Source organism: Halorubrum sp. T3, assembly GCF_000296615.1.
Classification (GTDB): domain Archaea; phylum Halobacteriota; class Halobacteria; order Halobacteriales; family Haloferacaceae; genus Halorubrum; species Halorubrum ruber.
The window spans coordinates 595,195-607,993 of sequence record NZ_JH815329.1 but is presented as its reverse complement, the minus strand read 5'-3'; the positions used below and the strand labels follow the sequence as shown (position 1 = coordinate 607,993).

At 70.1% G+C, this 12,799-nt stretch carries 14 protein-coding genes; 8 read left to right on the top strand and 6 right to left on the bottom strand.

The features are described 5' to 3' along the window. Nucleotides 1–53: 53 nt before the first annotated feature. From B378_RS0105175 to B378_RS0105150, 5 genes are all read right to left on the bottom strand, one after another. Nucleotides 54–956: a hypothetical protein gene (locus B378_RS0105175; RefSeq protein WP_017342754.1), complete on the bottom strand. Its 903-nt coding sequence runs from the start codon at nt 954–956 to the stop codon at nt 54–56. A 115-nt stretch (nt 957–1,071) separates the two neighbouring features. Next, nucleotides 1,072–2,091 carry an NADP-dependent oxidoreductase gene (locus B378_RS0105170; RefSeq protein ID WP_017342753.1) on the bottom strand — a complete coding sequence of 340 codons (1,020 nt, stop codon included), beginning with the start codon at nt 2,089–2,091 and terminating at the stop codon, nt 1,072–1,074. Between the two features lie 118 nt (nt 2,092–2,209). Continuing rightward, nucleotides 2,210–3,082, bottom strand: coding sequence for a helix-turn-helix domain-containing protein (locus B378_RS0105165; protein WP_017342752.1), 873 nt, complete (start codon nt 3,080–3,082; stop codon nt 2,210–2,212). A 634-nt stretch (nt 3,083–3,716) separates the two neighbouring features. Then, on the bottom strand, nt 3,717–4,892 hold the full coding sequence (locus B378_RS0105155; RefSeq protein WP_017342750.1) for a CapA family protein: 1,176 nt from the start codon (nt 4,890–4,892) through the stop codon (nt 3,717–3,719). A gap of 115 nt (nt 4,893–5,007) precedes the next feature. Next, nucleotides 5,008–5,208: a hypothetical protein gene (locus B378_RS0105150; RefSeq protein ID WP_017342749.1), complete on the bottom strand. Its 201-nt coding sequence runs from the start codon at nt 5,206–5,208 to the stop codon at nt 5,008–5,010. 201 nt (nt 5,209–5,409) lie between these two features. On the opposite strand from B378_RS0105150, the gene B378_RS0105145 reads away from it, so the two are divergent. Together B378_RS0105145 and B378_RS0105140 are read left to right on the top strand one after the other, a co-directional pair. Further along, a complete protein-coding gene (locus B378_RS0105145; protein WP_017342748.1) occupies nt 5,410–6,519 on the top strand; it encodes a GTP-binding protein in 1,110 nt (369 codons plus the stop codon). Nucleotides 6,520–7,226: 707 nt separating this feature from the next. After that, nucleotides 7,227–8,414, top strand: coding sequence for a redox-regulated ATPase YchF (locus tag B378_RS0105140; RefSeq protein WP_017342747.1), 1,188 nt, complete (start codon nt 7,227–7,229; stop codon nt 8,412–8,414). An 80-nt stretch (nt 8,415–8,494) separates the two neighbouring features. Here B378_RS0105140 and B378_RS0105135 read toward each other — a convergent pair whose 3' ends face one another. After that, entirely contained in the window at nt 8,495–8,962 is a 468-nt protein-coding gene (locus tag B378_RS0105135; RefSeq protein ID WP_017342746.1) for a GNAT family N-acetyltransferase, read from the bottom strand. A 145-nt stretch (nt 8,963–9,107) separates the two neighbouring features. Here B378_RS0105135 and B378_RS0105130 point away from each other — a divergent pair, with 145 nt between their 5' ends. From B378_RS0105130 to B378_RS0105105, 6 genes are all read left to right on the top strand, one after another. Then, entirely contained in the window at nt 9,108–9,938 is an 831-nt protein-coding gene (locus B378_RS0105130) for an amidohydrolase family protein (RefSeq protein ID WP_017342745.1), read from the top strand. Between the two features lie 79 nt (nt 9,939–10,017). Further along, complete coding sequence (locus B378_RS0105125; protein ID WP_017342744.1) at nt 10,018–10,503, top strand: DUF371 domain-containing protein; 486 nt, start codon at nt 10,018–10,020, stop codon at nt 10,501–10,503. A gap of 113 nt (nt 10,504–10,616) precedes the next feature. After that, the gene (locus B378_RS0105120; RefSeq protein WP_017342743.1) at nt 10,617–10,874 is read left to right on the top strand and encodes an MTH865 family protein; all 258 of its coding nucleotides are present in this window, start codon (nt 10,617–10,619) and stop codon (nt 10,872–10,874) included. A gap of 105 nt (nt 10,875–10,979) precedes the next feature. Then, entirely contained in the window at nt 10,980–11,753 is a 774-nt protein-coding gene (locus tag B378_RS0105115) for a J domain-containing protein (protein WP_017342742.1), read from the top strand. After that, on the top strand, nt 11,750–12,538 hold the full coding sequence (locus tag B378_RS0105110; protein ID WP_017342741.1) for a metallophosphoesterase: 789 nt from the start codon (nt 11,750–11,752) through the stop codon (nt 12,536–12,538). The genes B378_RS0105115 and B378_RS0105110 overlap by 4 nt, the downstream gene beginning before the upstream one ends. A 32-nt stretch (nt 12,539–12,570) precedes the next feature. Beyond that, the gene (locus tag B378_RS0105105) at nt 12,571–12,765 is read left to right on the top strand and encodes a hypothetical protein (protein ID WP_017342740.1); all 195 of its coding nucleotides are present in this window, start codon (nt 12,571–12,573) and stop codon (nt 12,763–12,765) included. Nucleotides 12,766–12,799: the final 34 nt, after the last annotated feature.

The window sequence follows — 12,799 nt, the reverse complement described above, 5'->3', positions numbered from 1 at the left end:
CGAACGTGAGAGGCATGTATGCGCGGATGAGCGAAGGGGCGGGACGGACCCGTTCACCACACGCTCCCGCGGTACTCGAGCCGCAGGTGGTCGGCCGTCTCCGGCGGGATCCCCATCTCCTCGAACATCCGCCGGAACGTCGCACGAACGTCGTCTTCCTCGAAGGATCGGGAAGCGCGCGTCTGGGCGTCGACCTCGACCCCGCCGTGGTAATCGAGGTGTACGCGGTAGGTGTACCCGTCGGCTTCGTGCGTGACGGTCGCCCGCGAGAGGACGAAGTCGATCCCGCCGAGCCGCTCCTCGCCCGCGTAGTACTCGCGAGCGTGTTGGCCGGTGCCCGGGAAGGAACGCTCCGTGACCGTCGTCGCGCGGGCGCTCAGCTCGTCGTACGTCGCGCGGAACGCGACCGGCTCGTCGATCCGTACCTCCGGGGTGCCCGCTCCGGGCTCGGCGGGGTCAGCGGTGCGGACCTCCGCTCGGAGTTCCTCGACGTATCCCTCCGCGGTCGGCTCGTCCATCTCGAACAGCAGCGTGAGCCGATCGACGAGCCACGCTTCCGGCGGGAGGTCCTCGACGGTGAACTCGCCGCGGTTGTCGTCCGCGAAGACGGTCACGACGGTGACGCCCTCGTCCGCGTAGAAGGTGGCCCACAGCCGCTTCGTCTCCGAGTGGTCGAACGTGACCCTGAACGCCTCGTACTCCGGGCCCAGCTCGGCGTCGAGCTCGTCGATCCCCTCCGGGTGGAAGCCGCTGGACCCGACGCGCTCGACCGCGTACCCTGCCGCGCCGGCTCGGTCGAGCGTGTCCTCGTACGCGAGGTCCGACACGGTGACGCCGTCCGACGAGTACGACGCCACGTCGGATCCGATCAGGACCCCGCCGAAGACCGCGTACGCGGCGGCGACGACGATGACGGCCCCGACGATCGCGATCGCGGCCCAGCGGAGTACGTTCATACGTGTTGATACATCTCAGCCTCGTATAGCCCTGCCGGCGGTTCCCTCGCGGCGGCGACGGCCGCCGCCGCCGCCGAGTCGCGCTCGCCGAGTGACGCGTTCGAACGGGGTGCGGCTACGGCTCGCCCGCCGACACCCGAACCACCTGCTTGCCGATGTTGTCGCCCGAGAACAGGCCGAGGAAGGCGTCGGGCGCGTTCTCCAAGCCCTCCACGATCGTCTCGCGGTGTCCGAGTTCGCCGCTGGCGACCCACCGTCCGAGCCGCTCGCTCGCCTCGCCGAACCGGGTGGCGAAGTCGCTGACGAGCAGGCCCTGAACCGTCGCCCGCACCGGAATGAGCCCCGGGAGCTTCCGCGGGCCGGTCGGGACCTCCTCGTCGTTGTAGTGCGCGATCTGGCCGCAGACCGCGACGCGCGCGTCGAGGTTCAGCTTCGTGAACACGGCGTCGGTGATCGGCCCCCCGACGTTGTCGAAGTACACGTCGACGCCGTCGGGCGCCGCCTCGGCGAGCGCGGCGCGGTAGTCGTCGGTGGCCTTGTAGTTGATCGCGGCGTCGAAGCCGAGGTCGTCGGTGAGCCAGTCGGTCTTCTCGTCGCTGCCGGCGAAGCCGACCACGCGGCAGCCGTTGCGTTTCGCGATCTGGCCGACGACCGAGCCGACCGCGCCGGCCGCGCCGGAGACGACGACCGTGTCGCCGGGCTTCGGCTCGCCGACTTCGAGGAGGCCGAAGTAGGCGGTCCGGCCGGGCATGCCGAGGACGCCGAGGTACGCCTCGGGGGCGGCGACGGTCGGGTCGACCGGCGCGACGTCGTCGGCGTCGAGGGTCGCGTAGTCGGCCCACTTGCCCTCGCCGGTCACGAGGTCGCCCGCGTCGTACGCGTCGCTCTCCGACTCGATCACTTCACCGACGACGCCGCCCTTGAGCGCGTCACCCACGTCCCACGGTTCCGCGTACGACTCGGCGTCGCGCATCCGGCCGCGCATGTACGGGTCGACCGAGAGGAACCGGGTGCGAACGAGGAGTTCGCCCGGCGCGGGGGCGGGGACGTCCGTCTCGCGCAGTTCGAAGCTGTCCAAGTCGGGCTCGCCGGTCGGCCGCTCGGCGAGAAGCCACTCGCGGTTGGTGTTCGTCACGGCCGTCGTTGACGGCTGCGACGCAATAGGGTTTGGACCCCAGCAGGACGCGGGGACGATTCGGCGGACGCACGGCACTCGTTGAGAGGGTGTCACAGTCCGTCCGGATGAGGGGTAATCACTCTCGCTGCGCGCGGATCCGTTCGACGTGGTACTCGGTCACGGCGGCGTCCTCGTCGAGCGAGAAGGTCAGCTCGTCGCCGTCGTACGACGCGTCGACCGTGACCCGGAGCGGGGACTCGGAGTCGACGTGCGCGCGGTCCGACTCGGTCAAGAACGGCAGCGACCACAGGGAGACCTCGCGGACGTCTCTGCCCCGTTCGAGGTAGAACGCTCGGAGGACGGGGTGCGTGAGCACGGCGAGCGAGACCGGTCCGCGGAAGAAGTGTCCGCAGTGGTGACACTGGCCCTCAAGCGCCGGCTCTCCCGCTTCCAGCACGACGCCCGACTCGATCTCCCGGTAACAGCTCGGGCAAACGTCGCGAGTCACCAAGGCGAGGTCCTGTTGCCCGAGCAGCGTCGCCAGCGCCGTTGCTTCCGGCAGCGGTCGCTCCTCGACGAGGCTGCCGGGGAGGTAGTCGCTGTGGTTGAGATGGCCGTTGTCGCACTCGACGAAGAGCTTCCCGTCCTCGTAGCGGACGCGGACCGTCTCGCCGCAGGCCCGGCACGGCGCGTTCAGGGCGGTGGGGCCCGACTCCCCCTCGGAGTCGAAGCTCCGAGAGAGTACTGCGCCGACGATCTCTTGGCCGGCGGCGTTGAGTTCGTAGCCCGCGTCCGTCTCCTGAACGAAGCGCCCGGTGAGCTTGTCGAGGTGGTAGTTGAACCGGCCCGAGTCGGTGACGCCGACTCGCTCCCGGAGCTCAGAGAAGCTCGCTCCGGGGTTCCGGGGGTCGTCGACCCGCTTTTGGACCAACGCTTCGAGGATGCCGATGCGTACCTCCTGACCGAGCGCGTCGAACGACGCCGCGGCCTCGGAATCGAACTGAGTCATCGTCTGGAAGGGTACCGGGCGGTATCGCGCTTCACGTTGATTGATTTACTGGTTACGGGAGTTCCGAGACGATCGAGCGGGAGCGGCTGCCACGGACCGATCAGGACAGACCGGCTGCCCCGGACCGATCGGAACCCCCGTCGTGCTGCGGTGCCCGGAGAAGGGCAGGCTGCGCGACTCACGCGTCGTGCGTGGTCCACCGTGAGCGGCCGATCGGTGCGTCTTCGCGCTCCCGCCAAGCCGTTCGCGCTCGGCGGTGGAGCTCAGCGAGCGCGACACCGCCGACGACTGCGGCCGCCGTGACGGGGAGGCTCACGGCCAAGACGATAGCCGCGGGCAAGAGGACGAACGGGACGATCCCGGCCGCCGTCCGCGGAGGTCGTGCCGTCGTTCCGTCGCGCTGGCGAACTGACACCGGACCGGATGCGTACCGTGTCATAACAGTTCGAACGGGGTGGACCCACATAATAGTAATCTGAATGATATTTCTGTAACGCGGCTTACTGAAGTTCTGTTCACCGCCGCGGCGGCGTCCCGTCGACGATGTTCGGGACGCGCCACATCCGACCGTGCGCGCGGTCGTTGAACTGGAACCGTGTGTACGGGATCGAACGGATCCGTACATACGGTCCCGCTACTCCCCGCCGAGCGGGATCCGCAGGCGGCCGCCGTCGCGCCCGCCGTCGACGCCCTCGACCGTGGTCCCGAACGCCGCGGAGCGCTCGGCGACCGTCTCTCGGACCCACTCGGCGACATCGCCGTCGGCCAGCCTCGCGGTCTCGTCGACGATCTCGGTCGGGCGGACGTCGAGGGCCGTCGGGTCGCCGTCGCGGACGACGAGTTCGAATAGCGCGCTGCGCTTGTTGCGGACGCCCTCGCGGTCGCGGTAGCTCACGTAGTCGTCCACGAAATCGCCCGCGTCGTAGAGTATCGGGCTCTCCTCGTACACCTCGACGCCCTGGAGAACGTGGGCGCTGTGGCCGTGGACGACGTCGACCCCCTGGTCGACGAGCCAGCGGCCGAACCGCTCGTGAACCGCGCGCGGCTCGGTCTCCCAGTTCGCGCCCCAGTGGAGCGAGGCGACGACGAGGTCCGGATCGAGGTCGGCGACGCGGTCGAGGAGCTCACCGACGAGGGCGCGCGTCTCCCGGACTGCGGGGTCGAGTCGCGCGAACGCGGTGCCCGGATCGTCGTCGGTCGCCGCGAACGCCGTGGACTGGTCGGTGAGGCCGAACGCGGCGACGGTGAGGTCGCCGGCCTCGAACGTCGCGGGTTCGAGCGCCTCGTCGGCGTTCGTGCCGGCGCCGGCGCGGGCGATCCCGGCGTCCGCGAGGTGCGTTCTGGTGTCGTGGAGGGCGGGCTCTTGATAGTCGAGGATGTGGTTGTTGGCAAGCGAGACGAAGGAGACGCCCGCCGCCTCCAACGCGGGAATCGCGAACGACGGCGGCGACCGGAAATAGTAGGCCTTGCCCGGCCAGCGCTCGCCGCGGTCGGAGACGCAACACTCCAGGTTGCCGACGAGCGCGTCGAGCTCGCGGAGCCGCGGGAGCGTCGTCCCCCAGACGCCCTCGGGATCGTCGCTCTCGGCCCAGCGGTCGGCGACGCTGCGTCCGAGCATCAGGTCGCCGACGAGGCCGATCCGTGCGTCGCCGAGGGTTTCGTCGTCGGCGTCGCCGAGTGTTTCGTCGTCCGCGTCGCCGCCGGTTGCGGCAGGGTCGCCTGCGTCGAGGTCCGACGGAGCGGCAGCGCAGCCGGCGGTCCCGCCGACTCCGGCGGCGCCCGCGGCGAGCAGCGACCGGCGAGTGACCATCGTCACGTGGCCTCGACGAGCGGCGACTTCAACCCTCCGAACGGGCGGATTGGAGAAGGGAATCGGGGCGCGGCAAGGTCCGGGGGAGGGGCCGAGCGGAAGAGTGTTGGTCGCGCTACGCGACGGCGACGCCGTTGCGCGTGAGGTAGTCGCTCGCGGCCTTGATCTCGACCGGACTGCCGATGATACGGTACTGTTCGGCCGTCTCGACGACGGTGACGGTGAAGCGGGATTCGAGGCACTCTCGGTGTCCGTCGAGCGCGCGGCGCGGGAGGACGATCTGCGTGCTGTCTCGGAGGCTCGACGGGTCTGGCATTCGGCGTGGGTTGGGATTATTCGGCGCCGATATAACCGTGTCGAAGTATCGGCGTTCCAACCACTCCTCCGGCGACGATCCGTCGGTTTGCGGAGGGCAGCCGGGCGGTTCGCGGAGCGTGGGCGGGCGGTTCGGTCCCCGCCGCCGGGCGGGCGGTTCGAAGGAACACCTTTAACGAGCCGACCGGCCGAGAAACGGGTAATGGGACTGGAGGAGGAGATCGAAGACCTCCGCGAGGAGATCGCCGAGACGCCCTACAACAAGTCAACGGAGGCTCACATCGGGCGCCTGAAGGCGAAGCTCGCGGAGAAGAAAGAGAAGCTGGAGAACCAGTCCTCCGCCGGCGGCGGCCACGGGTACGCGGTCGAGAAGCACGGCGACGCCACGGTCGCGTTGGTCGGGTTCCCGAGCGTCGGCAAGTCCACCCTCATCAACGCCCTCACCAACGCCGACAGCGAGGTCGGCTCCTACGAGTTCACGACGTTGGACGTCAACCCGGGCATGCTGCAGTACCGCGGCGCGAACATCCAGATCCTCGACGTGCCGGGGCTGATCGAGGGCGCCGCGGGCGGCCGCGGCGGGGGGAAGGAGGTGCTCTCGGTCGTCCGGACCGCGGATCTGGTCGTGTTCATGCTCTCTGTCTTCGAGATCGAGCAGTACGACCGGCTCCGCGAGGAGCTGTACGCGACGAACATCCGCCTGGACACCGAGCCCCCGAACATCAACATCCGGAAGACGCACAAGGACGGGCTCGGCGTGACGATGAGCGACGACGTGAGCTTAGACGAGGAGACGGTGAAGCAGGTCCTCCGCGAGTACGGCTACGTCAACGCGAAGGTGACGATTCCGCACGACCTGACCATCGACGAGCTCGTCGACGCCGTGATGGACAACCGCGAGTACCTCCCCTCGATGGTCACCGTCAACAAGGCGGACCTCATCGACAAGAGCTACCTCCCGACGGTGAAAGAGGAGCTGCGCGAGCGCGACCTCGACCCCGAGGAGGTGCTCTTCATCTCCGCCGAGAAGGAGCTCGGCTTGGACGGCCTGAAGGAGCGCCTCTGGGAGGAGCTGGGCGTCATTCGAATTTATATGGACAAGCCCGGGCGCGGCGTCGACTACGAGGAGCCCCTCATCCTCTTCGAGGGCGACACCGTGGGCGACGCCTGTTCGAAGCTCGGCGGCGAGTTCGACGAGCGGTTTAAATTTGCGCGCGTTTCGGGTGAGAGCGCGAAACACGACGACCAGCAGGTCGGGAAGAGCCACGAGCTCGCCGACGAGGACGTGCTCCGGATCGTCGCTCGGAAGTAGACTTTTAAATAGACGTTGGCAGCGCTATCGCATCAGGCGCTCTCTCCGTTCGCTTATAAATAGCTGCCAGTCGATCGGTGGTGGCCACCTACAAAGCCCTAGCAGCTCAACTCTACGCAAGTGTCACTGGGACGATGACCGTAATCCGGCCAGCCGCTCTCTTATAAATACCTGACAGTGGATCGGCGGCGAACACCGCCAAAGCCCCAGCCGCTCGGCCATACGTCGGTGAAGACTGACCGACGGCGAACACCGCCAAAGCCTCAGTCGCTCGGCCGTACGTCGGTGAATACCGATTGACGGCGAACACCGCCAAAGCCCCAGCCGCTCGCTTATAAACGGTTGCTAGCGGATCGGCGCCGAACACCTCCAAAGCCCCAGCCGCGAGGCGGGCGCACGCTCGCTGCGGTCCTCGGTTAGTCGCTCACTTCGTTCGCTCCCTCCCTGCGGTCCTTACTTCGCCTGCGCCCGCCTCGCGACTGCCCCTTTGAGTCCCGCCCCGCACAGCAACCGCACCTCACACCTCCCCAGCCTCGCGGTTCGCGCTCTTTGAGCGCTCACCGCGTCCCTCGCACGTGCTCCTCGCGGCCGTTTAAAAACGGCCGCTCGGAGGCGCGCGCCACCGCATCGTCTGACCTCATTTATACTTCCTCCGTGCCCCCGCGGCCGACCGAAAGGCGCTTTTCGCGGGGCCGCGACCGTCGGGTATGCTCACGGTCGCGCTCGCGGGCAAGCCGAACGCCGGCAAGTCCACCTTCTACACCGCCGCCACGATGGCCGACGTCGACGTCGCCAACTACCCGTTCACGACCGTCGACCCGAACCGAGGCGTGACCTACGTCCGCACCGAGTGCCCCTGCCTCGACCGCGAGGAGCGCTGCGGGGCGGAGAACTGCCGCGACGGGAAACGGTACGTCCCGGTCGAGCTGCTCGACGTGGCCGGGCTCGTGCCGGGCGCCCACGAGGGCAAGGGGCTCGGCAACCAGTTCCTCGACGAGCTGACCAACGCGGACGTCGTGTTGAACGTCGTCGACGCCTCGGGCGCGACGAACGCCGAGGGCGAGCCGGTGGAGGTCGGGAGCCACGACCCCCTCGACGACGTTGACTTCGTCGAGGAGGAGATGGACCTCTGGCTCGCGGGCATCGTCGACCGCAACTGGGAGGGCGTCGAGCGGCAGTCGCGCTCGCCGGACTTCGACCTCGAATCGGCGCTGTCGGAGATGCTCACCGGCTTCGGCGCGACCGAGCGCGACGTGACCGCAGTCCTTCGCGAGTTGGAGTACCCCGACGACCCGAAGGCGTGGGACGACGACGACCGCGAGGCGCTCGCGCGGGCGGTCCGCCGCCGCACCAAGCCCATCGTCGTCGTCGCGAACAAGGTCGACGCGGCGCCCGACGGCGCGGTCGACCGCATCCGCGAGGGGACCGACAAGCCGGTCATTCCGGCCACGGCCGACGGCGAACTCGCCCTCCGCCGCGCCGCGGAGGCGGGCGTCGTCGACTACGACCCGGGCGACGAGTCGTTCGAGATCGTCGGCGAGGTCTCCGAGAGCCAGCGCGCTGGCCTCGACGCGCTCCGCGAGTCGATGGCGACCCACGGCGGAACCGGGGTCCAGACCGCGCTGAACGCGGCCGTCTACGACCTGCTCGACCGGATCACGGCCTACCCGGTCCAGGACGCCGGCAAGTGGACCGACGGGACCGGGAACGTCCTCCCGGACGCGTTCCTCCTGCCCGCGGGCTCGACCCCGCGGGACCTCGCGTACGCGGTCCACTCCGACATCGGCGAGGGGTACCTCCACGCGGTCGACGCGCGCGCCTCGCGACGGATCGGCGAGGACCACGAACTCACCGAGGGCGACGTAGTGAAGATCGTTTCGACAGCGGGCCCCTGATCGGGGCGGATCGACGCCCTCTCGGTCCTGCCGGGTCCTTCCGGGCTCCGCCGCGTCCCGCTCCGAGCCCTTGCCGCCGCTCACTCCAGCGAGCGCGCGTACGTCACCTGTTTGGGCTCGAACCCCGCGTCCCGGTAGAACCGCCGCGCGCCGTCGTTGCCCCACTCGCAGGAGACGGTGACGTAGTCGCGGTCGGCCTCGCGAGCCATCTCCGTCACCCGGTCGACGACCGCCGTGCCGTACCCTTCGTTCCGGTGTTCCGGGTCGATTTCGAGGTTCACGACGTCGAGGTACCGGCCGCGCTCTCGGGAGGGTCGGTCACCCGTTTCGAGGGTGACGAACCCGACCGTCTCGCCGTCGACGACGACGAGGTAATCGGTCGTCGCGTCGTCGTCGAGGTGCGCGCGGAAGCCGTCGTCCGGGACCTCCGTCGCGTCCGAGTAGACGATTTCGTTCAGCGCCGAGTACGGCTCCATCGCCGTCGCGAGGTCGTACCACCGTTCGACGAGGGCGTCGAGGTCATCCTCGCCGGCTTCCACGAGTTCCATGTCGGTCCACGAGGGCGGACGGCCCCTTCAGCGTTCGTCTGGCGTGGGTCGCCGTCGCGTCCGGGGCGCCGAGGCGGGCCGAGCGCGCGCCGTGCGACCGACAGGCACATGCGGGTCGCCCGAGACGGTCCGACAGAGAGCGGCCATGCTCGGGCTCGAACACGACTTCCGGATCGTCGACACCCGCGCGACCCTCGACCCCGACGAGTCGTCGGTCGCCACCCACGGACGAGACATCTCGCCGGAGCGGCTGGAACGCGAGATGCTCCAGGCGGGGATCGTCCGCGCGGTCGCGAGCCCCGGCCAGCGCGCCGCCGGGCGGAGCTACCTCCGGGCGAACAACGCGGTCGCGCGCCTGTCGATCGACCGCCCGTTCGTCGCGTTCGCCCGCCTCAACGGCCCCCGCGACCCGGGAACTGGCGCGGTGTCGGTCGTCCGGAACCTCCGCGCCGAGCGCGACGACCACCACACCCGACCGGACGACGTCGAGCAGTACTCCTACGACGACCGCTTCCACGGGTTCACGCTGGCGCCCCACGTCGACGGGCTCCCGAACGAGGACGTGCTGGCTCGGCTGGAGGACGCCGACCTCCCCCTCTTCGTCCACGCGGGCCGGGAGTTCCCGCCCGAGGCCGTCGAGACGGAGCTGCTCGGCTACGACCTCCCGGTCGTGTTAGGGAGCTTCGGGGGCTACCCCTTAGACGCCGAGCTGATGAACGAGACGCTCGACCTGCTCGACGAGTACGACCGACTGTACGTCGACACGAGCGCGGTTCGGTACCGCGAGGTGCTCGAACGCGGCGTGTTGGAACACCCCGACCGCGTCCTCTTCGGCTCCGGCGCGCCCGACGTCCACCCCAACGTCGGCGTGATGGAGGTGCTCACCCTCGACGTCTCCGAGGACCTGATGGCCCGCGTGCTGGCGAAGAACCCCGCCCGGCTCGTCCCCGCGCTCGCTGAGGGCGCGGACGTCTGACGGGGCGCACCGCAGCCCGCGAGCCGCTCCTCGGTGCCGAAGCGACGGCCACTTGTCGCGTCGCCGCCGACCGCCAACAATGAGCGACGAGGACGGAGACGCCCCGCGGACCGGCGACGACGACCCCCACGTCGAGGTCGTCCGCGCGGTCGGCCACGAGAACGTCACCGCCGAACACGCGAGCACGTTCGAACTCACGACCGACGACTGGCTCACCCCCGCCGGCGACTGTATCGTCGGCGTCGAGGCCGACCGGACGCCTCGGGACTTCTCGACCGAGTTCCGCGAGGCGTGTCGAGACGCGGACGCGACGATCGAGGCGACGCTCGTCGTCGACGCCGGCGACGAGACGTTCGAGGAGACGATCACCGGCCGCGGCGACCCCGACCTCGCGCTGCTCGACGACCGTTCGATGGTCGGCCGGACGAGCGACTACACGGATGACGAGCGCACGATACTCGTCGACGGCGACGGCGCGGCCGCCGACCTCGACCGCGACCTCGTCGCCGCGCTGGCCGACGGTGCGGACCTCACGCTCCGGTTGGCGGTCGAGCCTGGCGAGTGACTGCCACGGCGGAACCGTCTCAGTCGCCAGCCGCCGTCACGAAACCTGACAACCCTAAATGAGTTTATGGTTGTTCCGCAACCCTTTTGCGGGGGTCGCGGGATGAACTGTGTATGAGCGACGTGAAAGCGGAACTCCGCGAACAGTTCTTAGAGGCGTTCGGCGGCGCAGACTTCCCCGTCGAGAACCAGATGGACCTCGTCCCCGCGCTGCCGGACGGCCCGGCGACGAAGTTCGAGGCCGGCGACGTGAGCTTCACCGCGATGGAGATGGCGGCGAAGCTCGGCAGCGAACAGGAGTTCCCCTACGACACCGCCGAGGAGCTCGTCGACGACATCCTCGACGGGCTCGAATCGAAAGGGATGATTTGAGCCGGCCGACCGCCACGGAACGTTTCTATCGACGCTCCGCGCTTTTCGGTTCCGTAGCCGACGCGCCGGCGGGAGGTTGATTACCGCGGAGCCGCTACGGCGGGTGTGTTCGCCGAGCTCACGACGCTGGTACCGCGGTGGGTCCTCTGGGGGGTCGGCCTCGGGATCGCCGCCACCGGGGTGGTCGCGGTCGCCTTCTACCTCGGGGACCGGTTCGTGCCGGCTCCGGCCGCGTCGGCCGGCCGCCGCGGCGCCGCCGGCGACGAGCGCCGCCGCCGCGAGATCCGGACGTACCTGACCGCGGCCGGCGAGCGGTTCGCGGAGGACCACGCCTTCGACGACGTCTCTGTCCCCTTCTACCTCCCCGAGCGCGGCGTCGCGATCACCTTCGACGCGCACGACTACTTCCGCTTAGAGGGCGAGGGCGTCTACACCGTCCTCTGTGAACACGAGATGCCGGGCCGCGGGCTCGGCCGCCGGCTCCCGTTCGACGTCGACGAGCCCGACTGGGCGACCGACGAGTCGACCCGATCGAGCGCCGGCCGGTCCGGCCGCTTCGGCGGCGGCCGCTTCGGCGGTGCCCGCTCCGCCACCGGCCGCTCGGCCGGCCCCTCACGGCCGGGCGGCCCCGCCGGCCGGACCGACCCCGTCGGCGACGCCTTCGACGAGCTCGGCGTCTCGCGCGACGCAGACCTCGACGCGGTGAAGGGCGCCTACCGCGAGCGCGTCAAGGAGACCCATCCGGACCAGGGCGGCGACGAGGAGTCGTTCCGTCGCGTCCGCGAGGCGTACGCGACCGCCCGCAACCACGTCGACGGCGGTCCGGCCGACCGCGACGCGGACCGCCGCCGCGAGCGCTCGACCGGGTACGGGCGGTGACGAGACCGGACGCCGAGGGCGACTCCGCATTCTCCGACGTCGCCTTCGCGGAGCGCGCGGTCTACCTCCCCGCGAGCGACGCGCTCGTCGTCGCCGACCTCCACGTCGGCCGCGGCGAGGCCTCCGCCGTCTCACTCCCGCTCGGCGAGCGCGCTGACCTCGTCGACCGGCTCGGGGCGCTCCTCGACCGGTTCGACCCCGCGACGGTCGTCGTCGCCGGCGACGCGGTCCACACCTTCGACCGAGTCACCGACAGGGCCCGCGAGGCCCTGGACGCGCTCCGCGACGCCTGCGACGCACGCGGCGCCGCCCTCGAACTCGTCGCGGGCAACCACGACGCCGCGCTCGCGAACGCGTGGGACGGACCGGTCCGCGAAGAGCTGCTTCTTAGCGGGAACCCCGACTCGGACAGCGACGCCGGTGACTCCCTCCGAACCGTCGTCTGTCACGGCCACGAGGCGCCGTCGACAGCGGCGGACCGGTACGTGATCGGCCACGTCCACCCGACGATCGAGATAGAGGGCGACCGCCGCCCCTGCGTCCTCCGCGGCGAGGGGACCTACCGCGGCGCCGACCTCCTCGTGTTGCCCGCGTTCACCCGGCTCGCCCCGGGCGTGGCCGTCAACGACATGGGCACCGCGGCGTTCGACTCCCCGCTCGTCACCGACGCGGACCGACTGGCGCCGGTCGTGATCGACTCGCCCCCCGACGGCGGCGACGGCGGCAGCGACGGCGGGGAGCCGCTCCGGTTCCCGCCCCTCGGCGAGTTCCGTGAGCTGTTGTGAACGCTTTTGGTCTGTCGTGCGTACTGTGAGCTATGAACACGGAGAACGCCTGCCTCGGCTGCGGCGAGCCGTTCGACTGGGGGGACGGCGAGTGCCCGGAGTGCGGCTGGGACCGGGACGAGTGGGCCGCGAGCGGTCGGCACGGACTGGAGAAGGAGGGCCACGGCGAACCCGAGGAGGAGGGCGGGTCCGGCGGCGGGCTCGGCGGCCTCGGCCCGATCCGCTGAGGCGGGAGAACGCGACGGGGGCAAGGAACGGGCC

Bases quoted from the DNA above. Each gene is read 5' to 3' on its own strand.
- B378_RS0105165 (WP_017342752.1), bottom strand. From the start codon at position 3,082: ATGACTCAGTTCGATTCCGAGGCCGCGGCGTCGTTCGACGCGCTCGGT.
- B378_RS0105155 (WP_017342750.1), bottom strand. From the start codon at position 4,892: ATGGTCACTCGCCGGTCGCTGCTCGCCGCGGGCGCCGCCGGAGTCGGC.
- B378_RS0105140 (WP_017342747.1), top strand. From the start codon at position 7,227: ATGCTCACGGTCGCGCTCGCGGGCAAGCCGAACGCCGGCAAGTCCACC.
- B378_RS0105145 (WP_017342748.1), top strand. From the start codon at position 5,410: ATGGGACTGGAGGAGGAGATCGAAGACCTCCGCGAGGAGATCGCCGAG.
- B378_RS0105135 (WP_017342746.1), bottom strand. From the start codon at position 8,962: ATGGAACTCGTGGAAGCCGGCGAGGATGACCTCGACGCCCTCGTCGAA.
- B378_RS0105175 (WP_017342754.1), bottom strand. From the start codon at position 956: ATGAACGTACTCCGCTGGGCCGCGATCGCGATCGTCGGGGCCGTCATC.
- B378_RS0105125 (WP_017342744.1), top strand. From the start codon at position 10,018: ATGAGCGACGAGGACGGAGACGCCCCGCGGACCGGCGACGACGACCCC.
- B378_RS0105105 (WP_017342740.1), top strand. From the start codon at position 12,571: ATGAACACGGAGAACGCCTGCCTCGGCTGCGGCGAGCCGTTCGACTGG.
- B378_RS0105150 (WP_017342749.1), bottom strand. From the start codon at position 5,208: ATGCCAGACCCGTCGAGCCTCCGAGACAGCACGCAGATCGTCCTCCCG.
- B378_RS0105130 (WP_017342745.1), top strand. From the start codon at position 9,108: ATGCTCGGGCTCGAACACGACTTCCGGATCGTCGACACCCGCGCGACC.
- B378_RS0105120 (WP_017342743.1), top strand. From the start codon at position 10,617: ATGAGCGACGTGAAAGCGGAACTCCGCGAACAGTTCTTAGAGGCGTTC.